We start from the raw sequence: 22,942 nt of genomic DNA, 5'->3' as shown, positions 1-22,942 counted from the left end.
GTTGCGCTTGGATGCCCAAGCGCAACTACAAGCCTAGATTTGATTTCATAAATATGATTTCCTCACTTAGGATTGCGAATTAAATAACTTACAATTTTAATTGTTATTGTGGGATGGGCGTCCCGCCCGTCCAAAAAAGACGGGCGGGACGCCCATCCCACAAACTTGTGGAAGTTATTTAATTCTCATTCCTAAGTGAGGGAATAGTTTTTAACCGCAGATAAACGCAAATGAACGCAGATAGTAGTTAATTCTATCTGCGTTCATCTGTGTTTATCTGCCACCATCTGCGGTTGCAAAATCAGCCACCAGCAACTGCTGGAACAATGCTAACTTCATCGCCATCTTGGAGGGCTGTGTTTGAGCCATCCAAAAAGCGGATGTCTTCGCTGTTGACGTAGAAGTTGAGAAATCGGCGGGGTTCTCCCTTTTCGTCGCACAGGCTTTTTTTGATGCCGGGACAATTTGTTTCCAGCGATTCAATTAGTTCGGAAATGTTATCGCCGGCGCATTCGATGGTGGCTTGATTGTTGGTAAATTTTTGCAGGGGAGTGGGAATTAAAACTTTGACGGTCATTTTTTTAGTCCTTAGTCAGTAGTCAGTAGTCAGTAGTCAGTAGTCAGTAGTCAGTAGTCCTTAGTCAGTAGTCAGTAGTCCTTAGTCAGTAGTCAGTAGTCCTTAGTCAGTAGTCAGCAGCTTAATAACTAATAACTAATGACTAATGACTGCTGACTATTAATCATTAGTCCTCAGTCAGTAGTCAACAGCTTAATAACTAATAACTAATGACTAATGACTGATGACTAATGACTATTTATTAAACCGAAACTTGTTGCCATTCTAAGCGTTCGAGGGTGCGGGCGCGTTCTAGGGCGCGTTCGAACGCTTCTAGTTTCGGTTCGAGGGTGATGGGTTCGCCGATGTAGCCTTGAACTGCTTCTTGCGTTTTCAAACCGTTACCGGTGATGTAAGCGACTGTGGTTTCATCGGGATTGATTTTACCTGCTTCTACAAGTTTCTTCAAGACTGCGATTGTCGTGCCACCGGCAGTTTCTGTGAAGATGCCTTCGGTTTCTGCTAGCAGTTTCATGCCTTCGATGATTTCGGTGTCGCTGACGGATTCAATGTTGCCGTTGGTTTTGCGGGCGATTTCCAAGGCGTACATACCGTCGGCTGGATTGCCGATTGCGATCGACTTAGCAATTGTATTCGGTTTCACCGGTTTGACGAAATCGCGACCTTCGCGGAATGCTTGGGCGATGGGGGAACAGCCGTCAGCTTGGGCACCGCTGAATCTGACTTTCTTTTCATCCACTAAACCGACTTCGATGAATTCATTAAAGCCTTTGTAAATCTTTGTGAACAAAGAGCCGGAGGCGAGGGGAGCGACGATGTGATCCGGCAATTGCCAGCCTAGCTGTTCGGCAACTTCGTAACCAAGGGTTTTTGAGCCTTCGGAATAGTAGGGACGCAAGTTGATATTGACAAATCCCCAGCCATGTGTATTGGCGACTTCGCAACACAGGCGGTTAACTTGGTCGTAGTTGCCGTGAACTGCCATGACAGTTGGATTGTAAATCAGAGTGCCGAGGACTTTGCCTGCTTCTAAGTCGGAGGGGATGAACACTACGCAGTCGAGTCCGGCGTGGGCGGCGATCGCAGCCGTAGAGTTAGCTAAATTGCCGGTGCTGGCACAGGATACCGTTGTGAAACCCAATTCTCTCGCTCTGCTGAGGGCGACTGACACCACTCTGTCTTTAAAGCTGAGAGTGGGCATATTGACGGCATCGTTTTTAATATAAAGATTTTTTAGACCGAGGCGGCGCGCCAAGCGGTGGGATTTTAATAGAGGAGTCATCCCAGTGCCGACATCGATGACGTTATCTGTAGCGACTGGTAAAAATGCGCGGTAGCGCCAGATCGAGTTGGGGCCGGCTTCGATGGTTTGGCGAGTGACGGTGCGGCGGATGGCGTCGTAGTCGTACTTGACTTCAAGCGGGCCAAAACAGCAATCGCAGACGTGCTTGGCTTGGAGTTCGTACTCTTCGCCGCATTCTTTACATTTGAGGGCTGTGAAGGTTGCTGCTGTGGATTGTGTTCTGGTGGCCTGGGTCATAGCTCAACTCTCTAGTTTTGCGATGTTTTCTTAGTCTTGTGCAAGATTAACACGGTCAATTTACCCCGTCAACCATACCCGATTTTTTTAGTCGGGATTGATTTTTTAGTTACTTTTGAGGTAAACAGTGGTGTATTTAACTTTGATATTTGGGCGAGCGGGACGCCCACTCCACAAGGATTTGACTTGTTTTAAGGATATGGCTGGACCTCCAGATTGTCAGACCCGCACGCGAGCCCGATCGAGTTCAAGGATAATTTGCCGACGAAATTGTTACAAAACTTAATAAATCTTTTTTGGGCTCGCAATTGGGCAGTGGTGCGATCGAACACAACTACAAAACCTCGAATTTTTGATTAACAGAGATGTTGCACCATTCTCAAGAACAGGCAAGATGCCTGTTCCACAAGAGATGAATTTTCTTGTGGAACAGGCATCTTGCCTGTTCCTAAAAAGCTTATTGAGAATGGTGCAACATTTCAGATTAACCAACTTAACCTACCCGCCGCTGACGGGAGGAATGAGTACAACTTCGTCGCCGTCTTGGAGGATGGTGTCGGGGGAGACGAATTCCAGGTTGAGGCCGAAGCGGGTGCGATCGCGCCATTGTTCTAATTGAGGATATTGGGCGATCGAGCTTTCGAGCACTTGAGACACTGGGGTTTCGGGAGGAAGTTCTAATGTAAGTTCCGAAACGCCGTAGGCTTCACCGAAGGCGGCGAACAGTTTAACGGTGATGGTAATCGAAGAGTTAGACACGGCTGTTGAGTGCGATCGACGGTTTGGCAATTATCAACTACACCATACAATTAATTAGGAATTAGGCGCGCCGAGGCTTAGAATTGAAAGCGGCAACCTCTAGTTAAGTTTTACCCCATCGGGTAAAGATGATAGTTGATTGCCGCAAAAAGTCTTAACAGGATTGTATGCCGATCGCTCTCACCAACCAGGCGTTAGAAGCAGTTAGCATCCACTTAGATGCAGCTAGCTAAGGTCTAGTTGGCTGCTGTTGAGGCTAATGCGAGAATAATTTTTGAGGATGCTGTATAGATACTTTACGGTAATTGTGGGAGAGTACAAAAAGCTCGCACTAAATTTAGCAGGCAACAACGCAGACAAGGCCCTACCAACCCGCTTCCTGACCAAAAATCAGGTTGTCAAGTGCGGCTGGGGATGGTCAAACCTTTGCCATGCCTAGCAAGCTAGCCGTTCTATCTAAGAAGAATACTGAAGTTAACGCGATAGAAATATATGGCAAGTAACGATTTTAAAGTGCTTCAAATTATTGAAGCTAAAGGCTGGTATGCCTTTGGGAGTACGAAGCAAAGCCAACACGTTGAGAGATGGGTAAGACCTGTCGTGTGTTGGGTTTTAATAGAAGATAAAAAAAAGCGACGGGTTGTGACAGCTACCGCTAGCTATCAGATCCAGATTGACGACAAAGAAGTCGAGTTTTTTGCCCACGAAAGCGAAATTCAAGATCTGGAGAGTCTCCCGAAGTCTGTCTCGGTATCGGAATTTCTGAAAACTGAAGATTGAGAGAAGGGCAAAAGGAGCTGATTTAACAAGTTATTAATTATTCCTTAGTGATTCCTTAAACTTGCTGTCGGATTCTATTGGAATTAGAGGCAGAAGCTCTAGATTGGGGAGAGGGGCAGATGGGGACAGGGGGAGAATTTATATTTTTGCCTTGCCTTCTGCATCTTGTACCCAATGCCTGAAGTAGCCCAAAAAATAAAGAGGCCGGAAGATTGCGGGCAATGCCAACACGCTTCCGACCTTGCTGAATAACAGGGTATGCATATGTTTTTAAAGTATGGCAGGGAGGCTTTTGAGATATCAAGAGGACTATTGCAATCACCCACTTTTGCTTTCAGGCTGTGTTTGCAAGGCTCCTATTATTTTAGACTGAGAATTTGAAAATTGAGAGGGGGAGGCTTACAGGTTAAGGATTCTAGCTGTTTATCTGTAGCAGGTGCTACAAAAAATGGTGGTATTGGCGGACGATCGCACATTCTCGCTAAATTGTTTGCACTCAAAGCTGAAAGTTCGATCGCCCGCTGCAAAAGCTGCGACTTTAAACCCCACTAGCAACAGGTTCACGCTTCTGCTGCGACATCCGCCGCCCCAGCAGTGCCATCCGCACGCCGCCAGCCGGCCCTAAAGTCACCCCTCGGCGTTTGGCCTGTACGGGCTTTTTCTCGGCCAATACTAGGTCGAAATCCCGCAAAATTGTTGCCAGCACGAGTTTCATCTCCAACTGCGCCAGCGCCAAGCCGATACAGCGGCGGCTGCCGCCTCCAAAGGGCAAATACTCATAAGGCGAGAATTGCCTCTCCAAAAACCGTTCCGGTTTAAATTGCAGGGGTTCTGGATACAAATCCTCCCGTCTGTGGGTCAAATAAATCGACCCGATGACAACCGTTCCCGGTTCGAGTTGATGTCCCATCAGTTCCACGGGCGTGAGCACTTCTCGCGCAAACGTCAGCATTCCCACGGGGTAAATTCGCAGCGTCTCCTGACAAACTGCACTCAGGTAAGGTAAGCGGAAAATCTCCATCGGGTCGGGATTTTCCCCCAAACTGTCCAATTCTTGTAGCAACTTCTGGCGCACCGAGGGCAAGTGGTGAATCCAGTAAAACGCCCAAGCTAGGGCCGTTGCTGTGGTTTCGTGACCGGCAAACAGCAGCGTCATCAACTCGTCGCGCAATTCTTCATCGGTCATTGGTTGGCCGTTTTCGTCGCGCGCGGCCATCATTAAGCTGAGAATGTCGGTGCGGTTGGCGTCTGGTTGGAGTCTGCGTTCTTCAATTTCCGCGTCGATGAGTGCGTCAATTTTCTGCTGCCGCTGTTTCATGCGTCCCCAAGGACTCCAAGAGCCCCAATCTTGCTGCATCCAGCCGAAAAACAGTATGCTCGATCGCAAGGGAGAGCTCGTCATATCGAGGACTGAGGCAAGTAGGGGCCTGATCTCTTCCAATCGCGGCCCGTCATCCATGCCGAAGACAGCTTGCAGGATTACCCGCATGGTGACTTCCTGCATCGCGCTGCGGGCAACAAAAGGTCGATCGACCGACCATTTGCTGGCAACATCTTGAGCGATATCGCAAATTAGTTGGCCGTAATTCCGCATCCGTTCCCCGTGAAATGGTGGCATCAATAATTGGCGCTGGCGTTTGTGCCTTTCTCCCGAGAGCATAATCATGGATTGTTCTCCCATCAAGGGTTTTAGGATGCTGTTCAGGCGGCCTGGAGCGTGAAACGCGTTGCTGTTGAGCATCTCCTGGACAGCTTGCGGGTGGTGGATCATCACCAATGGTTTCCCGTTGTTCACTTGAGCTGTGAAAATGTCGCCGTATTGTTTGGCACATTTATCCATGAATGTCAGGGGATCGCCGATCCATTGAATTAGCTGCACAAAGGGTGGAGCTGTGGGGCCGTTAGGTAGTGTCATAGGAATTACCGGGGTTTGGGTCACAGGACTTAGCAGTATCAACAAATCTCAAAGGGTTTGAAGGTTTATTCAATCGCTCCCAACCCTTGTTTTTAAGGGGAGAATTGCGTAAGTCCCATATCCAATAATTTTAATAGCTTATTCTCGAACGGTGCTCAAAATATCCTCTCCAAGCTCTGTAAAACGAACAGTTTTGATTTGCCAAGGAGCATAACTGGTTAAAGTTTGGCGCACGCCCCCGAACAAACCTAACATTTGACAACTGGACAGATTTTGCAATTTCTGCCGCGAATTTCCGGAGGCTCGCAGATCCACGGTAGCTATTCCGAGGTCGCGATCGATCTTGAGGCGATAACCAGCCAAACCAAGACTATCGAAAATCTGCTGCTTTAACACTTCATTAACCGCCGATGACATTAACTGGTTCTCTGGGCCTGTAACTGTTTCCGGCTTCAGAGTTTGACACAAATTATCTACCTTATAAACCGTAACGGTGGCAGTATTTTCTGAGAGGGCAGCACTGCCTAAAACTGAGGCAACAGAGTTAGAAGGCTGCGTTAATTGACTCGAACGAGCCTCAATTTGATTTCGCGTTAGCTGTAGGTTTTGGAACTGAGGGGCGCTTGCTGAGAGTTGCCTCTGGTTTTCGGTTGAGGTAGCTGCATCTGAGCTAGAACAACTGCTACCGCCTATCAAAATTAACGAAACGCCTAAATATCCTAACTGTTTGCAGATACGGTTCATAGTTTTAATACTCTACTAAACGTCAGTGTATGGAGGGTGAATTTTGGTGGTAGAAAGCACTTAGACCCTGATTACACTCACTTAGAAGTATTTCCCGCAGTACGGAGATGAAAACAAGTTAAGAGTTCTTGTTAATACGTGGATTTTAGTGTTAGATCAGGTAAAAGGGGTTTTACCCCTCGCTGGTATGACCCAGCAGTGTACCTGTCTCAGCAGATCAAGCTCGCGACCCAGCTCGTAAGTGATATCAAATACCTTGTCAGTGGTGTGATGTACCGTTGCAACTCGATCCTTTCCAAGGTCTGAGGTGAACAGCCTCTTTCCGGTTGGTAAAAGCCTGAGTTTGATTAGTAGTAATGAGGACAGAATTCAGACTGGTGCGCGCATTTTAAGCTCGGCTTCGGAGCACTTTTTTAACAGCGCCGAAATCGCGGTTAGAGGGAACGTACAAGTCGCGAACAATATCAAAACTTACGCATCAAGAGCAAAAAAACCGGGTTTTTTAACCAGGCATAACGGCTGCAACGAAGTGTTTTCGTAAAAAAAACTGGTTTCTGGTCAAGTCGCGAATCACATAATTCCTCAGTCAGCGGATCTGTAACGAACAGGCGTGTCAAGGGTGTTATCGCAGCATTCGGTGATTTTTGTGCCGAATCTCATAAAACACAGTGAAAAAATCATGAAACAGCAATTATTGAAAAAAGTTTTGGTGGCAACAGCTTGCGCCCTCAGCGGCATAACGGTTGCGTCTCAACCGAGTTATGGTCGGCGAGCACCGGGGGAAAGTGGATTTTGGTGCAGTACCTCGACTGGTGCGCCGGTGACGGTGTACCAAAACGCTCACGGTGCTGTAGAGCCTTGGATTGAGTGGACTTCCGATTATTTCTCCGGTTCTGGCTACGATCCGGTAACTCGGTGTCAATTAGTGAGTCAACGCCTCGAAATCTATCGCCGCCAACGAATGCTTAAGTACATTACTGCGGGCCAAATGAACGGCCAGAACGTCATCTGCACGGCGAATCAAGTCAATGGGCGGTGTCAAAATTTGATTTATACCCTCAGACCCGGCCAAGACCCGATCGGCTCTTTGTATAATTTGTTGGCTTGGCGCCAAGGATATGTCGGGATGCCGTCTTTTGATGAAACCAGTAAAATTCCTTACATTGATGTCAGCGAAAAGCTAGGGGAAAACATGGATGATGAGGCGCAACTACCCCCTTTTCCCCACCGTTCGGACAGCCTTAAAGATTGGCAAATTTTCCATCCCATCACCAATTCCAAGGATTGAGGTGGAAAATTTGGCGCGTCAAACAGCGGTACGCATCCCGACGGGAATATCTCCTGGTTCCGGGACGATCGTCCGGCAGCAGGGCCACACCTATAGAGTGCTGACTAACTGGCAGGTTGTGGCGATCGGACTTGTCACCGACGACGGCCTCCTCTACCCACTGCTAGGAGTTCTGAGGCTGCTGGGCGATATCGATCAGGCGATCGTTTTGTTTCGCAGCGCGATCGAGTATAAAATAGCACCATTAAGCCTAGAGGCAAGATCAATATCTGAGGCAATGCTGCCAGTGGGCTTTCCTGCGGGTGCTGAGGTTGGGGGTTTGGCGGTGACACGGCTTCGTTTCGGTGCTGCTACCCAAATCTTTGCCTCAAGGTTATAGGTTGGGCTATACAAATGAGGTTAAAATCGGTATGAGTCGCGACCCGATTTTTAATGCCAAAGGTTTCTTGATTGGGATTAACGGTAGGGGCAAGTATCGAGATCCTAATTTTGGCGTCTATGAAGAATGAAGATGGAAGTGAACCAACAGCGGAATTATTGGAAAAAATGGTTAAATCCAGTTGGGGAATTCCGATTAGTATATATTTGCAGTTCGCCTCGTTTCATCTAGGGAGTTATCGATGAATGTGTGGAGTTTGCGGTTTGACGCGCTGACAATCATCTTGACAGGTGCATTAACAGTGACGGCGGTTGTCAGCCAACAATATGCTGCCTGTGCCAAAACAGCCGAAGAAATTGCCCAGCTAGCGACGTTGACAACTGTGGAAGTCAACAATACGCTGGGTTTTTTTGCTAGTGGATCGGGAGTAATTATTGCCAAACAGGGTAATATTTACACTGTTCTGACAGCTAATCATGTGGTGGCAAGCCTCGCTCAAAAATACAGCATTCGCACTCATTTGGAAAAGGATTATGCTGCGATTAGAATACAGCGCCTACCGAAAAATGACACGGATATAGACTTGGCTTTGATACAGTTTCAGAGCCGAGAACAGTATCCAGTAGCACCAATGGGCGAGTCAGAACGTGCTGTTGTGGGTTCTGCTATTTACGTTTCTGGCTATCCGCTGCCCATTTCGGGATTTGAACGAAAACTTGAGTTTACTGCTGGTATCATCTCTTCTCGCTTGGGCCGCGCCTCATCAGGGTATCGTCTGCGCTACCAAGCTGTAACCAGGCGCGGGATGAGCGGCGGGCCTGTATTTGATGCGGATGGCAGGGTGGTAGGAATTCACGGCCAGGGGGATACTGTTGGCACAATTAGGAGTCAGTGGAACGGTCAGATTGAGGAGATTAAAACGGGGTTGAATGCAGCAATCCCGATCGATGCTTTTAGGGAGTTGCTATCACAAAATAAGCGAAACAGCTTTGATATTCTCAGCAATCTTTCTCTCAGCAACGCCTTCGATAAAAACCAACCGAATCGGGGTTATGGAGGATTTGTGTGCGATACCTCGACCGGGGAACCAGTTACTGTGTATCAAAACCCACAAGGGTTTAGGGAGCCTTGGATTCGCTGGAATTCTAATTTCTTTTCTAGTTCGGGCTACGATCCTCTAACTCGCTGCCAACAAGTGACTCAGCGCCTTGAGAATTATAACCGCAATAAACAGCTAAATTATGTGACTGTGGGTATTGTAAATAACCAGAAAGCGATTTGCACGACTAGCCGTGTTAATGGGCCTTGCGAAGGTTTGATCTACACGCTGCGCCGCGATCAAGATCCGACTCCTGCACTTAGCAGTTTTTTTGTTTGGCTGGGGAATCAAAAGGCTGTGCCTTCTCTTTCTGAAAGCGGTACTGTGCTTTATATCGATGTCCGGGAACGGCTGGAACAATTTTAGATCGGGGATTTGATATTTGTGATGGATTAGTAATGGGTAAACACAGAACCGCGACTTTTTGCATAAGTCGGGGTTCTCAAACAACTACTTATTTATTAGCTTAAAAATTGAGATATTTTACTTATTTATCATTCACATAATAGAACTAATGATTTTTTGGAACACAGAAGCTATAAAATTACTCTTACATTAATCCAATTCAAATTTTTCCGGTATCAAGCATGACAGCAACTACCCCGCAGGCAACGTCAACAACGCCCGCTTTTTGCGAAGGCATTCAATATTTTTCTGAAACAGTCCCTGGTTTTGATACTTATGGGAAAGCACCTGCGATCGCCGAGGGGAGCAAGTCGATCGCCGATCCTGCCGATCCCGTCGCCGTCTTTCAAACGATGCTGGGAGCAGACGCGCTGCGCTACCTGACACTGCAAGTCACCGCCAGCAAGGCATCGGGACATCCAGGGGGTTTTGCTAGCCAAGCTGAGGCTTATGCCGCTTTGGTGATGCTGGGACACAAGAACATTGTCACCGAAGTCGGCCATCACGCCCCCGGCTTTTACAGTGCCATGTTTCTCGATCGATCTTTGGAGGATATGGGAATTTTCAACGTGCAGCAAGTGCGCGATAAATTCCGAGAAAAAGACGGTTTGTTAGGACATCTTTCCGGTTTCATTCCCGGCCTTTTAGCGCCTGCAGGCCCCCTCGGACAAGGGCAGCATTTCGCAATGGCTGGAGCGCTTTTGCACCCCGACAAACTGTTTGCTTTCACAATGGGCGACGGCGGCATGGGCGAACCCTATCCGATGAGCAGCATGGCGCATTTCCACACTGCTTATCCCAAAGCTACTAACTTTTTGCCTGTATTGGTTTGGAACGGATATTCTCAGGAACATCACAGCATGGTTTCGACTAAAACTAATGCTGAAATGATTGCTTATTGGCAAGGCAACGGTTTTGAAGAAGTTATCTTAGTTGATGCTAAGGAATTTGATGATAAAAATCAACCGGAAGATTATGTTGACAGCACTGCTTTTTCGCTCGAACAGCGGATGGCATTTACCAAAGCTGTTTTACAAGGAGTTGACAAAGCGGCAAAATCTGCTCTCGGCGGCAAATTAACTGCGTTTATTATCAAACAGTTGAAAGGTGCCGGCGTCCACGCGCGCGGAGCAAAATCTCACAACCTTTATCCGAAAGATACGCTGGATGCACCGCACATTATCAGTGCTTTAAAAGAGCGCGCTTTGACTGCGGCCGCTTGGGATCTGGTGCGGAAAAATTGCGAGCGTGCGGGCGGCGGGCCGGCGGCGAAAACAGTTGTTACTGAGTTTACATTGCCGCTGCCCGATCTAGGCGAATTGCCTTTAGAAGAATTTGCCGTTGGGGGAGAACCGAAGATTTCGACGACAGCAATGGGACGTTTGGTAGGGAAAGTTGGCGAGCGCGATCGTACTTTTCTTGTCACTAATGCTGACGGCAATGAAGCATCGGCAATTGCTAATATCAACCAAGCTCTCAAGATTATTCACCCGACGACAGATGACCTGTACAATCAATCGCCAAACGGTCAAGTTTATGAACCTTTGAGTGAAGATGCTTGCGCTGGTTTAGCCGTAGGTTTATCGCTATTTGGAGCGCGGAGTTTGTGGTGTTCCTACGAATCTTTTGCCATTAACGGTTTACCAATTTGGCAAACTGTAACCCAAGCAATGGCAGAATTGCGCCGTCCAACTCCGGCAACTGTCACCTTATTTACAGCGGGTGCATTGGAACAAGGCCGCAACGGTTGGACGCACCAGCGACCGGAAATTGAGGCTTATTTTGCGGCGATGATGCGGAACGGAAATGTGTTTCCTTTGTTTCCACCGGATGCTAACAGCATTCAAGCTTGTTACGAGTGGGCTTTGACTGCTAAAAATAAGGGAGTTGTGATTACTGCGAGCAAGTCACCGCTGCCAATTCGCACTACTTTTGAACAGAGTCGCCAGGGTTTGCAAGACGGTGCAATAGTGCTGCACGAAGTCGATTCCCCGCAAGCTTCCCAGAATCAAGGGGGGAGCAAGAAAGTTGTGTTTGCAGTTGTCGGCGACATGACTTTAATGCCAGTGTTTGAAGCAGCGGCATTTTTGGAAACAGAAGGGATTGGAGTGCGGATTGTTTCTGTTGTGAATCCTCGGCGTTTGTATCGTGCTAGCGATGTTGCTTGGGATACTTGTTCGGAAGCTGACGGCGGCTTTTTGAGCGATGAGAAATTTGCCGAATTGTTTGGCGGAGATGCCTTAATTGGCGTGACAGGCGGTGCTTCTGGGATGTTAGAACCTGTGATGCTCCGCAGCAATTGCAAGCGGGATACTTTCGCTTGGAAGCGGGGGGAAACTACTGCTAGTGCTGGTCAGTTGATGGCGTTTAATGGGTTGACTGCTGAGGCGTTGACTAAAAGGGCGATCGAGCTAGTTCATTAAGTTAGAATGTGAGTGAATGCCCCTGCCTGGTTTGTGCTGGGTAGGGGCTAGTAATATTTAAAATAGGATTGTGATACCTATGACAGCAAAAATTTTAGAAGAAATAGGTACGCTTGCGGAACAGCGATTGATTCTCCCCGGTTATTATACTTGGGAGCAATTTGAGGCGATCGAATCTTTGATGGCCGACTCTCCGGGTTTACGGATAACTTATCTTGATGGGTGGATCGAGTTTATGACAGTGGGCGAAGCACATGAAAGCTTTAAAAAAGCGATCGCTATATTACTGGAAGCATACTTTTTTGAACTCGGAATTGAATTCTTTCCTGTAGGGAGTGCAACTCGCAGAAACCGGGCAAGAGATGTATCATTTGAACCAGACGAGTCTTATTATATAGGTTCCATAAAAGAGCATCCCGATTTAGCCGTGGAAGTAACGATTACTAGCGGTAGCACCAATAAACTAGCTAAATATCTGCGACTTCGCATTGCTGAAGTTTGGTTTTGGGAAAATAATCGGCTTGCTGTCTATCGGCTGCGCGAGGATGATTACGAGCAAGTTTCAAGAAGTGAGTTTTTGCCGGAATTGGATTTAGAATTGTTGGTACGCTGCGTGTTAATGCCTTCAAGGATTGAGGCAAGGACAGAGTTTCTTAAGGGGGTTCGCCAAGTGGGTTGAATGCTGAGGAGTTTGTCAAAAGTGCGATCGCCTACGAGGGCTTCGCTAACGACTTGATTGGTTAAGCTAAAATGTGACAGACAACCATTGGCTCTCACAAACAACCTTTGGGCGATCGGCTCCAAGGATTTATTAGACTTGTAGGTGTAAAGTTACTAAGCTCAGAAATATGAAAATTTATAGGTTTTATATTAAATATTTTAGAATCGGAATTATTCCTCTCTCTTTTCTCGACCTCGGCGTTAATCTGCGTCAATCCATTGTCATCTGCGGTTAATACATTCTCTTTTTTTTACCGCAGATGAGGGCAGATAAACGCAGATAAACGCAGATGAATTATATCAATTCCGGTGGCAGCGTCCGTGATTTTTGGCTGTTGACTAGATTTTACGACCGACGATGCTAGCGGATATGATATGATTCTAGAGCTATACGTGCAGATTGAACCTAATGTTGAGGGAAGAATTTATTCTGAATTTTTTCTGGTTTACTGTTAGATAAGTTTGCTTTGTTAGCTGGTATTTGAGCAAGAGTGCTAGAGGTTGTGCTGCGACGGGACATCAATATTGTGTGAAATATCTGTCTTAATTTTATTGCTTTTTTCCCCGCAAGCCATTAACCAAAAACTCATCATCGATCGATCGCCCGCAGCGACAAACTCATCCCGCGAAACCAGATAGCTGGCTATTTCCGACTCTGAAATCAGCCCTTGTTTGACCATCTGCAAAATGGGCCCGGAGTCCAGCAAAGGTTCAAACGCTTCAATTCCCATTAAATCGCTGTGGCTGACAACCGCTTCTAAATCAACGCTACAAAACCCAGCTTCTTTGAGAATGCGGCACAGATTTCGCCCGATGCATAAATTGCCGCCCCGCGATGCCATTACCTGCTTGAATTTCTCCCTGACAATCTCGACTGACAAAGGTGGATTTGTCAGCCAAAACAAATCCGCGTCGCTATCAATAATCACCAGTTTGCCGCCCGGTTTCAAGATGCGGAATATTTCTCTAGCTGCGGCGACGGGCTCTGGGAGGTGAACGAACAGCAAACGGGCGATCGCAAAGTCAAACGTGTTATCCTCCAAACCAGTATCCGCCACCGATGCTTGAATGCGATTTACTCGATCGCCTCCTTTGTCCTGCAAATATGCTACTGCTTTTTCGTACAGTACCGGGTCGATTTCTACTGCTGTTACCGAACTGTTTGGCAGCAATTCTAACAGTTTTTCACTGAAAAATCCCGGCCCGCTACCCGCTTCCAAAACATTCATCCCGTCGCCTAAACCGAACCACTTTAAAGTGCGCGCTTCCTTTTCCCAACTGAGGAGAACTTGACTTTTTAACCGCTGGATTTCTGCGTCAAGTTCCAGATTGTACGTGCTGGCTTGATACGAACCTTCTGCTGCCATAAAATCATTCTTTTTCCTGCTGCGACACCTAGATTATAATAGAACTGCGCTTTAGCGCAATTCTCGTTGCGGACATCCACAACCCCAGTTGGCGGACAGATGCAGGACGGGAGCCAGGTAATTCCTCTATTGTAAGAAGATGACCGAGACGATTTTAGATTTGGGATTTTGAATGAGAATTTCAGCGGTTTAAAGCCCCTAGTTTCAACTAGGTCACAAATCGAAAATCGTAAATTCCAAATCTAAAAGGGGTGGACGGATTACCTAAACTGACGATGTTGTGTGGCAACGAATAAATTATGCCCCAGACTTTACCTCAACCGGAGAAACGAACATTTTTACTTGTGGATGACCATGCGATGGTGTTAGGTGGGACGCTTAACATTCTGAAGCAAGAATATCCAGAGGCAGACATTCTGACGGCTCCGACGGCTCAGGCAGCCCTTCAGCAAATAGCGCAGACGACGCCGGATTTGGTGATTGTGGATTTGGTGATGCCAGAGACGACCGGCGAAACAGCTCAAGCGAATTCAGGGCTTCAACTCCTCAAAACCTTGATGGAGCAGTATCCGAGTCTGAATATTGTGGTGCAGAGTGCCCATGTTCGGACTTTAGTTTGGCTGAAACCGTCGATCGACAATCACATGGGCGGCTTCACAGTTGTCGATAAGAGCCAGCCGATGAAAGACTTGCTGGCAATGGTTGATTGGGCGCTGCATGAGCGGATTTATACACCCCGAGAGATCCGCAATGGGCTGCAACTCAAACCCGCCTGGATGCAGGTGTTGCAATTTGCTTTTCACGAGAGCTTACAGGATACTGCGATCGCCAAACGGATGAATGTTTCTGAACGCACTGTGCAGTATTACTGGACTAAGATTCGAGATGTGCTAGAGGTGTATCCTGATGATGATAAGAATCTGCGGATTCAAACGGAAGTGCGAGCTAGGGAAGAAGGATTGATTGATTAGTGAAGCCCGATCGATGGCAAGCAGTGAAATCGGATGTCACGACTTGGGGACGAGGAGCGCTTCCAGGGGTGATGGTGATTGTCGCTGTGATGATGGCTAGATTGAGCGGTGCGCTTCAGTTTTGGGAGTTGGTTGCGTTCGATCAATTTCTGCGTTTGCGTCCTCCTGAGCCAATGGATGAACGGATTGTAATTGTCGGCATCACTGAGGAAGATATTCAACGCGCTAGAACTTATCCGATTCCCGATCGCGATATTGCCGATTTACTCAAACGGTTGCAAACGTATGGACCGATCGCGATCGGGCTGGATATTGTCCGCGATATTCCGGTGGAACCAGGTCATGCTGAACTAACATCGGTGTTTCGCAGCAGCAAGAATGCGATCGGAGTGGAGATTGCTTTGCCCGATCGCAGTGGCTTTATCGTCAAACCTCCGCCCGCGCTACCACCCGAACAGGTTGGCTTTGCAGATGCCGTTCTCGATGCTGATGGCTACCAGCGCCGCAGTTTATTGGGCGCTGGTAGCCATCAGCAGGAATACCGTTTTTCCTTCGCAATCCGGCTGGCAGAGCGCTATTTAGCAACCCGAGGAATTAAGCTAGGTAATGGAATTCGCGATCGGGAGGCGATGCGCTTTGGCAGCATTGAATTTACCAGAGTGCAGTCAAACTCTGGCGGATATGTGGGGGCGGATGCAGGCGGCAACCAAATTTTACTGAATGTTCGCAGCGGGACAATGCCATTTCGCGTGCTTTCCCTGGAGCAAATCAAGGCGGGACAAGTAGATCCGAACTGGATTCGAGGCAAAATTGTGCTGATTGGGATGATGTCTTTTAGCGCGAAGGATCTGGCAAGTTCAGGTGCGATCGCAGGTATCAATCCCGGACGGATTTACGGAGTCGAAATGCAAGCCCACGAAACCAGCCAGATGATTAGCGCGGTGCTCGATCGGCGGCCGTTGCTTCAGGTTTGGGGGGAGGGTTGGGAAACGCTCTGGATTGCGGTCTGGGGACTGTTGGGGATGAGTTTGGGACAATTTCTGCGATCGCCCTGGAAAATTTTGATCGGGCTCTTAGTCGCCAGCATTAGCCCGATCGCGCTCTGTTATTGGCTGATTCTTTTGGGATGGTGGGTGCCGATCGTGCCTGTGTTGCTCGTACTCGTGTTGAATGGGGCTGGGTTGACGGCAGCGTTATTTTATCGCCACGAACAGGAACTCCGACTGCGGTTGGAAGAACGTCAGTTTGCGATCGAGCAGACCTTTAATGCAATTCATAGCGGCCCGTTACAAACATTGGTTGGAATTTTGAGAACTGCTCAAGGAGAAGCCACACCGTCGCCATTTCTACCGGAGTTGCAACGCTTGAATCAAGAATTGCGGGCAGTTTACGGCTCTGTGCAACGAGACGCGATCGCGGATGAACCGCATCTCCGCATGGGAAGTGCGATCGAATTGGCCCTGCAGGCTCCATTGCATGAATTGCTCTACAAGGTCTATTCCAACACGCTCGAACAAGAATTGCCCTACCTCAAAACGATCAAATTCAAAATTGTGCAGTTCGATCCCTTGAACACCTCGCATCTGCGGTTGGAACACAAGCGAGCACTCTGCCGCTTTCTAGAAGAAGCGCTCTGCAATGTGGGGAAACACGCGATCGAAGCCACTCGCTTGACCGTAATTTGCACTCAAGAGGGCGATCGGCAGGTGATTCGGGTGGCGGATAATGGTAGGGGGAAACAGTCTCAGTCAGAAACGCTTAGCTTGGCTGCAATCGATCGAGACAGGGAAATAACCGAAGATCCAAACCCTAAACTTCAACCTTCAGGATTAGGAACCCAGCTTGCAAAGAACTTAGCCAAACAGTTAGGCGGAGCATTTCGGCGCTACCCGAATCAACCGAAGGGGATGGTGTGCGAGTTAACCTGGCCAGCAAAACGGCGGTGGTTCTGGTGATCGCTGTGGCTCACGCTTGTTATATCGGAGCTAATTGAGATGAGATATTGCACCCTTTTCAATAAGGCGTTTATGAAGGGGCAGGATGCCAGTTCCACAAGAAATTCACTCTTTGTGGAACGGGCATCTTGCCGGTTCTTGAGAATGGTCCAAGAGCTCAGATATAACGATCGACAACACGGCAACTCTGGATACGGCAAGGCCCAAAGCGTGTCAACTTAAGCTGTCACTCCACCCAGTCCTCCCGCCCACCCGCCAGTCCACCAGGGAATGAATTCCCTGTCTCATAGCGAAAGTCCTCTCAAAGAGGACTGAAGAACTCATTAGTCGTCTTCAGACGACTTTCGCTTTGAGGCAGGGGTTTAAACCCCTGCCGGACTGCCGGACAGAGGGTTTGCCCTTAAGCTGACACCAATATCTTTGCACCTTCCCGCAAACGAAGCTTGCGGGCAGTCCTCTATTGTGTTTTTGTATTGTTGATTACTGTAGAAATAGTTACACAGGGGATTGCGATGATGACTCACGAGTGGAAGCGTCGAACCGTTTACTCTGCGGGCATTGCGAGTTTAATGCTGAGTGTTTCGTTCTGGGTCGCTCCTGTAGCGCTGGCAAAATACACTCCTCCTGAAAACCCTTCTAAACCGAAAGAAACGGGGACAAATACCACTCGCAGCGGCGGTTGTGAAGGTAATTCATCGGCGAGATTGACTGCCTTAGTGCCGTTTAGCCATGTGGGAGTGACGATTTCTGGGCATCCGACCTTTACCTGGTTTGTACCCGATAGCCCTCCTCGTCCGCTGCAATTGAGGCTGTTTACTCGCACGGGACAACTGCTCTACAGAACCGAGATGCAGAGTCAGCCAGGAATAATGTCGGTTGCTTTGCCCTCAAATCTCCCCCAACTGTCGATCGGGCAATCCTATCAGTGGCAAGTGGTGTTGGTCTGCGATCCGGATGATCCTGCGAGCAATGTGGTGGCGGCGGCAGAAATCCAAGTAGTCCAGCCTGCTGCGTCGTTGCAGTCTCAACTTGCAGCAGCCCAAACTCCCCAACAGCGGATCGACTTGTATGCGGAGGCGGGGCTGTGGTATGACGCGATCGCCGAAGCGCGCAAGGCCTCTGAGACTTCTCAAAACCAAGCGGCTGTGCTGGAATTGCTAGATTCTCTCGCTAGTTCGGAAGCCGAACCTTTGAAAGATTGGAGCGATCGATTGCGACAAATTAGGGCGATCGAACAACAGCGACAAGGACAGCGCTAACCTTCGCAATCCAAAGACTAAATCCTATGAAATCTTTCTCGCTAAAACTGCTTAAATCCAGTAATTGCAAAGTGCGATCGCGTTTTCTCTTTCCCCTCGCTTTTTGCCTTTTGTCTGTTGCCTTTTATATTCCTCGGCACTCTCAACTCCCGGTTGTTGCTCAAACTACGGATGCCCGTCAAGCAGAGGCCGATCGGCTACTGCAGCAGGGGATACAACAGGAAGAGACTGGCCAATTAAGAGGAGCGATGAATTCCTGGCAACAGGCACTGCAAATTTATCGCGCCCTCAAAAACCGCCGAAAGGAAGGTGTAACACTAGGCATTTTGGGAGTTGCTTACCGCTCAGCAGGCAACAATGCTAAAGCAATTGAGTATGCACAGCTCAGTTTAGCCATCGCCCGTGAAATTAAAGACCGCCAAAGTGAAGGTTTGGCACTGAGCATTTTGGGACTTGCTTACGCCTCTCTGGGCAACTATGACAAAGCCATTGAGTATGCACAGCTCAGTTTAGCCATCGCTCGTGAAATTAAAGACCGCGGGGTAGAATATGAGGCTCTGGGCAATTTGGGACTTGCTTACATCTATCTGGGCAACAATGCTAAAGCAATTGAGTATGCACAGCAGAGTTTAGCCATCGCCCGTCAAATTAAAGACCGCCGAAGTGAAGGTTTGGCACTGGGCATTTTGGGAGCTGCTTACCTATCTCTGGGCAACTATGACACAGCGATTGAGTATGCACAGCTCAGTTTAGCCATCGCTCGTGAAATTAAAGACCGCCGAAGTGAAGGTTGGGCACTGGGCATTTTGGGAGGTACTTACAACTCTCTGGGCGACTATGCCAAAGCAATTGAGTATGCACAGCAGAGTTTAGCCATCGCCCGTGAAATTAAAGACCGCCAAGAGGAAGGTAGGGCAGTGAGCCTTTTAGGACTTGCTTACGCCTCTCTGGGCAACTATGACAAAGCCATTGAGTATGCACAGCAGAGGTTAGCCATCGCCCGTGAAATTAAAAACCGCCGAAGTGAAGTTAGGGCACTGAGCTATTTGGGAAATGCTTACAACTCTGTGGGCAACTATGCCAAAGTCATTGAGTATTCACAGCAACAGTTAGCCATCGCTCGTGAAATTAAAGACCGCCAAAGTGAAGGTTTGGCACTGGGCAATTTGGGAAATGCTTACAACTCTCTGGGCAACTATACCAAAGCCATTGAGTATGCACAGCTCAGTTTAGCGATCGCCCGCGAAATTAAAAACCGCCAAAGTGAAGGTTTGGCACTGAGCATTTTGGGAGGTACTTACAACTCTCTGGGCAACTATGCCAAAGCCATTGAGTATGCACAGCTCAGTTTAGCCATCACCCGTGAAATTAAAGACCGCCGAAGTGAAGGTTTGGCACTGAGCATTTTGGGAAATGCTTACGACTCTGTGGGCAACTCGGCCAAAGCCATTGAGTATTCACAGCAACAGTTAGCCATCGCCCGCGAGATTAAAGACCGCCAACAGGAAGGGAATGCACTGGGCAATTTGGGAAATGCTTACAACTCTCTGGGCAACTTTGCCAAAGCCATTGAGTATTCACAGCAGAGGTTAGCCATCGCCCGCGAAATTAAACACCGCCGAAGTGAAGGTTGGGTACTGGGCATTTTGGGACTTGCTTACAGAGATCTGGGTAACTATGCCAAAGCCATTGAGTATGCACAGCAAAGTTTAGCCATCGCCCGCGAAAGTAAAGACCGCCCTGGGGAAGGTTTGGCACTGGGCGTTTTGGGATTCGCCCACCGCTTTTTGGGCAACGATGCCAAAGCCATTGAGTATGGACAACAGAGTTTAGCCATCGCCCGCGAAATTAAAAACCGCCAACAGGAGGGTATGGCGCTCCACAACCTTGGAGCGACGTTTTTAAAGGCTGGCAACCCAACAGAATCTGAGAAAATGCTGATCGATGCGATTCAAGTTTGGGAATCGATGCGACAAATGCTCGGTTCCAACGACGCGAATAAAGTCTCCATCTTTGAAAGACAAGCTCGTACTTATCGCCTTCTACAACAAGTCCGGGTGGCTCAGAATAACCCCAATGCCGCTTTAGAAATTTCCGAACAGGGACGCGCTCGTGCCTTGGTCGATCTCCTGACACAGCGTTTATCATCTGATGCTGCTAATCCGGTTATTAATACTTCTCCCAACGGCGAGCAAATCCGCCAAATCGCCAAAGCACAGAACGCGAGTTTGGTGCAGTATTCCATCATCTACGAGGAGTTTGAGATTCAGGGCAAACAAGTAGGGCGAGAATCCGCCCTCTACATTTGGGTGATTCAACCGACAGGCGAAATCACCTTCCGCGAAGTCGATCTCAAACCCCTGTGGCAAAAACACAACGCCTCCCTAACAAGCTTAATTATTGGCAACCAAGAATTCCTCGCTGTTCGCAGTCGCAGCAGTTTTGGCTCCACTCAACCCCAACCCAACTTACCGACGCTGCATCAACTGCTGATCGATCCCATTGCCAGCTTCTTACCAAAAGATCCCAATGCCCGCGTCATTTTCATTCCCCAAGACTCCCTGTTCCAGGTGCCCTTCCCCGCCCTGCAAGACTCTGGCGGCACTTACTTAATCGAAAAACACACCATTCTCACCGCCCCTTCGATTCAAGTATTGGATTTGACTCGACAACAACGACAAAAGTTAGCCAATCAGCCAGCTAACAGCAGTAACGCTCTAGTCTTGGGCAATCCCACTATGCCAAGCGTGTCTCTCTCTCTGGGAGAACCTAAACAGCAATTGTCTCCTCTACCTGGAGCCGAAGCTGAAGCGATCGCGATCGCCCCTCTACTCAACACTAAAGCCATCACAGGCGCACAAGGGACAAAGGCTGCGATCGTCCAAAAAATGCCCCAGGCATCGATTATTCACTTAGCAACCCATGGATTGCTGGATAATGTGCGCGGATTGGCAAGTGCGATCGCCCTGGCTCCTTCTGGTAGCGATGACGGCTTATTGACCGCAGAAGAGATTTTTGACATGAAACTGCAAGCAAGCTTAGTTGTTTTGAGTGCTTGCAACACTGGAGAAGGCAGAATTACCGGGGATGGAGTAATTGGTTTGTCGCGGGCTTTGATTTCGGCAGGAGTGCCGAGTGTGATTGTTTCTTTATGGGCGGTTCCCGATGCGCCGACATCGGAATTGATGCAGGCATTTTATCAAAACTTGCAAAATAATCCCGACAAAGCACAGGCACTTCGGCAGGCAATGTTAACCACGATGAAAACTCATCCCCAGCCTCGAAATTGGGCGGCATTTACTCTGATTGGGGAGGCAGAGTAAGTTTTTATTAATAGCGAATTGGCTCAATGTTTTTCTCCTAAATTTTCTCCTAAATTATATCAATTCCGGTACAACCTGAATAATAGAGCAGACGGCAGTGCGGTTTCCCTACCCAAAATAACATTGTAGGGAAACGGCTCTGCCGTCTCCTTTTCGGAGACTAATAATTCCGATGCAATCGGGAACAATCTTTATTTTTTAGTCGGCGCAGGCAGACTTTGTTTGTGTAGACGCGGTTTCAACCGCCGAGTTATCTCAATCTCAAAACTGATGGAAGTGAACCATTTACTCTACATATTCACATACATTGCACTTTCCCGCAATCTATTTTGCACCTCCTACTTCATCAAGTCTGTGGCTAGAACGAATGATTTTCCCATCGGGGTTGCTTAAGATTTAACTCAAGTGTTAAGAGGATTTTTTTTATGGCTTTACAACCCGATTCGTCAGAACTTCAACGATTAATTGGCGACAATACATCCGAAGTTGTTACTTTGTCGATCGCAGATGCAACTAATTTTCCTTTGGGAGTTTGGATGCTTGCAGGTGACGATGTAGTCACTGGCTCAACAGCTAATGATTTGGTTTATGGCAATGAAGGAGAAGATTTTATCAGCGGAGATTTGGGCAACGATTCTTTATTCGGAGGCAAAGGTAAAGACTTCCTGACTGGAGAAGAGGGAAATGACTCTCTCAGTGGCGGTCAAGATGCAGATTTTCTAATAGGTGATGCAGGAAACGATATTCTCTTGGGCGGCAGAGGCAATGATTTGTTAATCAGCGGTAGCGGAAATGACACTCTGGTGGGAGGTTTGGGTCAGGATATTTTAGCAGGTTTGGATGATAATTATTCAATCAAAATCGGGGGCAGTAACTTGTACGTCATCCAAGCAGAACCCGGAGTTACAGATGTCAATAATGCCGATTTTGTTCTAGGTTTCAGAGTTGGCGTCGATCGAATTGGATTGGCAGGTGGTTTGAATGCTACTGATGTAGACTTGCAATACGTGACAAACATCACAGTTTTATTGGACTTTGATGCACCAGAAATTTTCAACCTATTGACCCCGCCCGGTACATTAGATGATCAACCAGTACAGACTCAAGGCACTCTAATTAAAGTTAGGAATTCCGGCGAGATAGTAGGCTTTGTGGAAAATGCAAGAGTGGCAGATCTTCAAGGTAGTATTATCTCTGCTCCGGGATTTTGATCGCTTTTTACAGCTTCGTAGCGAGGAATAAATTCCTCATCAATGGCTCTTGAAAACTTCAGTGCCTAAAAGCGACATTTATATCTGAAAGAGGACTATTGAGTTATATTCTTCAGTCCTCTTTTAGAGGACTTGTGCTATGAGACAGGGAATTAATTCCCTGGCGGACTGTGGAATGAATCTTTGTTCGCGATCGCGTCTCAATAATCTTAACACTGATGGAAGTG

Annotated in this window: 18 protein-coding genes; 12 read left to right on the top strand and 6 right to left on the bottom strand. The window is 47.9% G+C overall.

Annotated features, from left to right (window positions below; genetic code table 11):
• Positions 1 to 301: 301 nt before the first annotated feature.
• The 3 genes from QUA07_RS19700 to QUA07_RS19690 form a co-directional block, all read right to left on the bottom strand.
• Entirely contained in the window at positions 302 to 577 is a 276-nt protein-coding gene (locus tag QUA07_RS19700) for a MoaD/ThiS family protein (protein WP_333054763.1), read from the bottom strand.
• A gap of 241 nt (positions 578 to 818) precedes the next feature.
• Positions 819 to 2,117 carry a threonine synthase gene (gene thrC / locus QUA07_RS19695; RefSeq protein ID WP_333041631.1) on the bottom strand — a complete coding sequence of 433 codons (1,299 nt, stop codon included), beginning with the start codon at positions 2,115 to 2,117 and terminating at the stop codon, positions 819 to 821.
• 498 nt (positions 2,118 to 2,615) lie between these two features.
• Complete coding sequence (locus QUA07_RS19690; RefSeq protein WP_015179186.1) at positions 2,616 to 2,876, bottom strand: MoaD/ThiS family protein; 261 nt, start codon at positions 2,874 to 2,876, stop codon at positions 2,616 to 2,618.
• Between the two features lie 492 nt (positions 2,877 to 3,368).
• On the opposite strand from QUA07_RS19690, the gene QUA07_RS19685 reads away from it, so the two are divergent.
• Positions 3,369 to 3,656, top strand: coding sequence for a hypothetical protein (locus tag QUA07_RS19685; protein ID WP_333163203.1), 288 nt, complete (start codon positions 3,369 to 3,371; stop codon positions 3,654 to 3,656).
• Between the two features lie 384 nt (positions 3,657 to 4,040).
• Complete coding sequence (locus QUA07_RS19680; RefSeq protein WP_333328158.1) at positions 4,041 to 4,208, top strand: hypothetical protein; 168 nt, start codon at positions 4,041 to 4,043, stop codon at positions 4,206 to 4,208.
• Here the strand turns inward: QUA07_RS19680 and QUA07_RS19675 are convergent.
• Positions 4,195 to 5,571, bottom strand: a complete 1,377-nt coding sequence (locus QUA07_RS19675) for a cytochrome P450 (RefSeq protein WP_333328155.1) — start codon at positions 5,569 to 5,571, stop codon at positions 4,195 to 4,197. The two genes, QUA07_RS19680 and QUA07_RS19675, sit on opposite strands and share 14 nt — an antisense overlap.
• A 138-nt stretch (positions 5,572 to 5,709) precedes the next feature.
• Positions 5,710 to 6,315 (bottom strand): hypothetical protein, encoded by a 606-nt coding sequence (locus QUA07_RS19670; RefSeq protein WP_333296523.1) that lies wholly within the window; start codon positions 6,313 to 6,315, stop codon positions 5,710 to 5,712.
• A 679-nt stretch (positions 6,316 to 6,994) separates the two neighbouring features.
• On the opposite strand from QUA07_RS19670, the gene QUA07_RS19665 reads away from it, so the two are divergent.
• From QUA07_RS19665 to QUA07_RS19645, 5 genes are all read left to right on the top strand, one after another.
• A complete protein-coding gene (locus QUA07_RS19665; protein ID WP_333296522.1) occupies positions 6,995 to 7,603 on the top strand; it encodes a COP23 domain-containing protein in 609 nt (202 codons plus the stop codon).
• A 10-nt stretch (positions 7,604 to 7,613) separates the two neighbouring features.
• Positions 7,614 to 7,982 carry a hypothetical protein gene (locus tag QUA07_RS19660; protein ID WP_333328151.1) on the top strand — a complete coding sequence of 123 codons (369 nt, stop codon included), beginning with the start codon at positions 7,614 to 7,616 and terminating at the stop codon, positions 7,980 to 7,982.
• Between the two features lie 241 nt (positions 7,983 to 8,223).
• Positions 8,224 to 9,447: a COP23 domain-containing protein gene (locus QUA07_RS19655; RefSeq protein WP_333169396.1), complete on the top strand. Its 1,224-nt coding sequence runs from the start codon at positions 8,224 to 8,226 to the stop codon at positions 9,445 to 9,447.
• A 221-nt stretch (positions 9,448 to 9,668) separates the two neighbouring features.
• Complete coding sequence (locus tag QUA07_RS19650) at positions 9,669 to 11,909, top strand: phosphoketolase (RefSeq protein WP_333328148.1); 2,241 nt, start codon at positions 9,669 to 9,671, stop codon at positions 11,907 to 11,909.
• 79 nt (positions 11,910 to 11,988) lie between these two features.
• Complete coding sequence (locus QUA07_RS19645) at positions 11,989 to 12,588, top strand: Uma2 family endonuclease (RefSeq protein WP_333328145.1); 600 nt, start codon at positions 11,989 to 11,991, stop codon at positions 12,586 to 12,588.
• A 535-nt stretch (positions 12,589 to 13,123) separates the two neighbouring features.
• Here the strand turns inward: QUA07_RS19645 and QUA07_RS19640 are convergent.
• Positions 13,124 to 13,996, bottom strand: coding sequence for a methyltransferase domain-containing protein (locus tag QUA07_RS19640; protein ID WP_333328142.1), 873 nt, complete (start codon positions 13,994 to 13,996; stop codon positions 13,124 to 13,126).
• A gap of 299 nt (positions 13,997 to 14,295) precedes the next feature.
• Here QUA07_RS19640 and QUA07_RS19635 point away from each other — a divergent pair, with 299 nt between their 5' ends.
• The 5 genes from QUA07_RS19635 (at position 14,296) to QUA07_RS19615 (ending at position 22,715) form a co-directional block, all read left to right on the top strand.
• Positions 14,296 to 14,967 carry a response regulator transcription factor gene (locus tag QUA07_RS19635; RefSeq protein WP_333328139.1) on the top strand — a complete coding sequence of 224 codons (672 nt, stop codon included), beginning with the start codon at positions 14,296 to 14,298 and terminating at the stop codon, positions 14,965 to 14,967.
• On the top strand, positions 14,967 to 16,922 hold the full coding sequence (locus QUA07_RS19630) for a CHASE2 domain-containing protein (protein ID WP_333328135.1): 1,956 nt from the start codon (positions 14,967 to 14,969) through the stop codon (positions 16,920 to 16,922). Before QUA07_RS19635 ends, QUA07_RS19630 begins: the two co-directional genes overlap by 1 nt.
• A gap of 512 nt (positions 16,923 to 17,434) precedes the next feature.
• Positions 17,435 to 18,181 (top strand): DUF928 domain-containing protein, encoded by a 747-nt coding sequence (locus QUA07_RS19625; RefSeq protein ID WP_333328132.1) that lies wholly within the window; start codon positions 17,435 to 17,437, stop codon positions 18,179 to 18,181.
• A 26-nt stretch (positions 18,182 to 18,207) separates the two neighbouring features.
• Positions 18,208 to 21,504, top strand: a complete 3,297-nt coding sequence (locus QUA07_RS19620; protein WP_333328130.1) for a tetratricopeptide repeat protein — start codon at positions 18,208 to 18,210, stop codon at positions 21,502 to 21,504.
• 425 nt (positions 21,505 to 21,929) lie between these two features.
• Positions 21,930 to 22,715: a calcium-binding protein gene (locus QUA07_RS19615; protein ID WP_333328127.1), complete on the top strand. Its 786-nt coding sequence runs from the start codon at positions 21,930 to 21,932 to the stop codon at positions 22,713 to 22,715.
• Positions 22,716 to 22,942: the final 227 nt, after the last annotated feature.

It is taken from the genome of Microcoleus sp. T3_A4 (genome assembly GCF_036700465.1).
GTDB lineage: Bacteria > Cyanobacteriota > Cyanobacteriia > Cyanobacteriales > Microcoleaceae > Microcoleus.
This window is presented reverse-complemented; position numbering and strand designations above follow the sequence as displayed.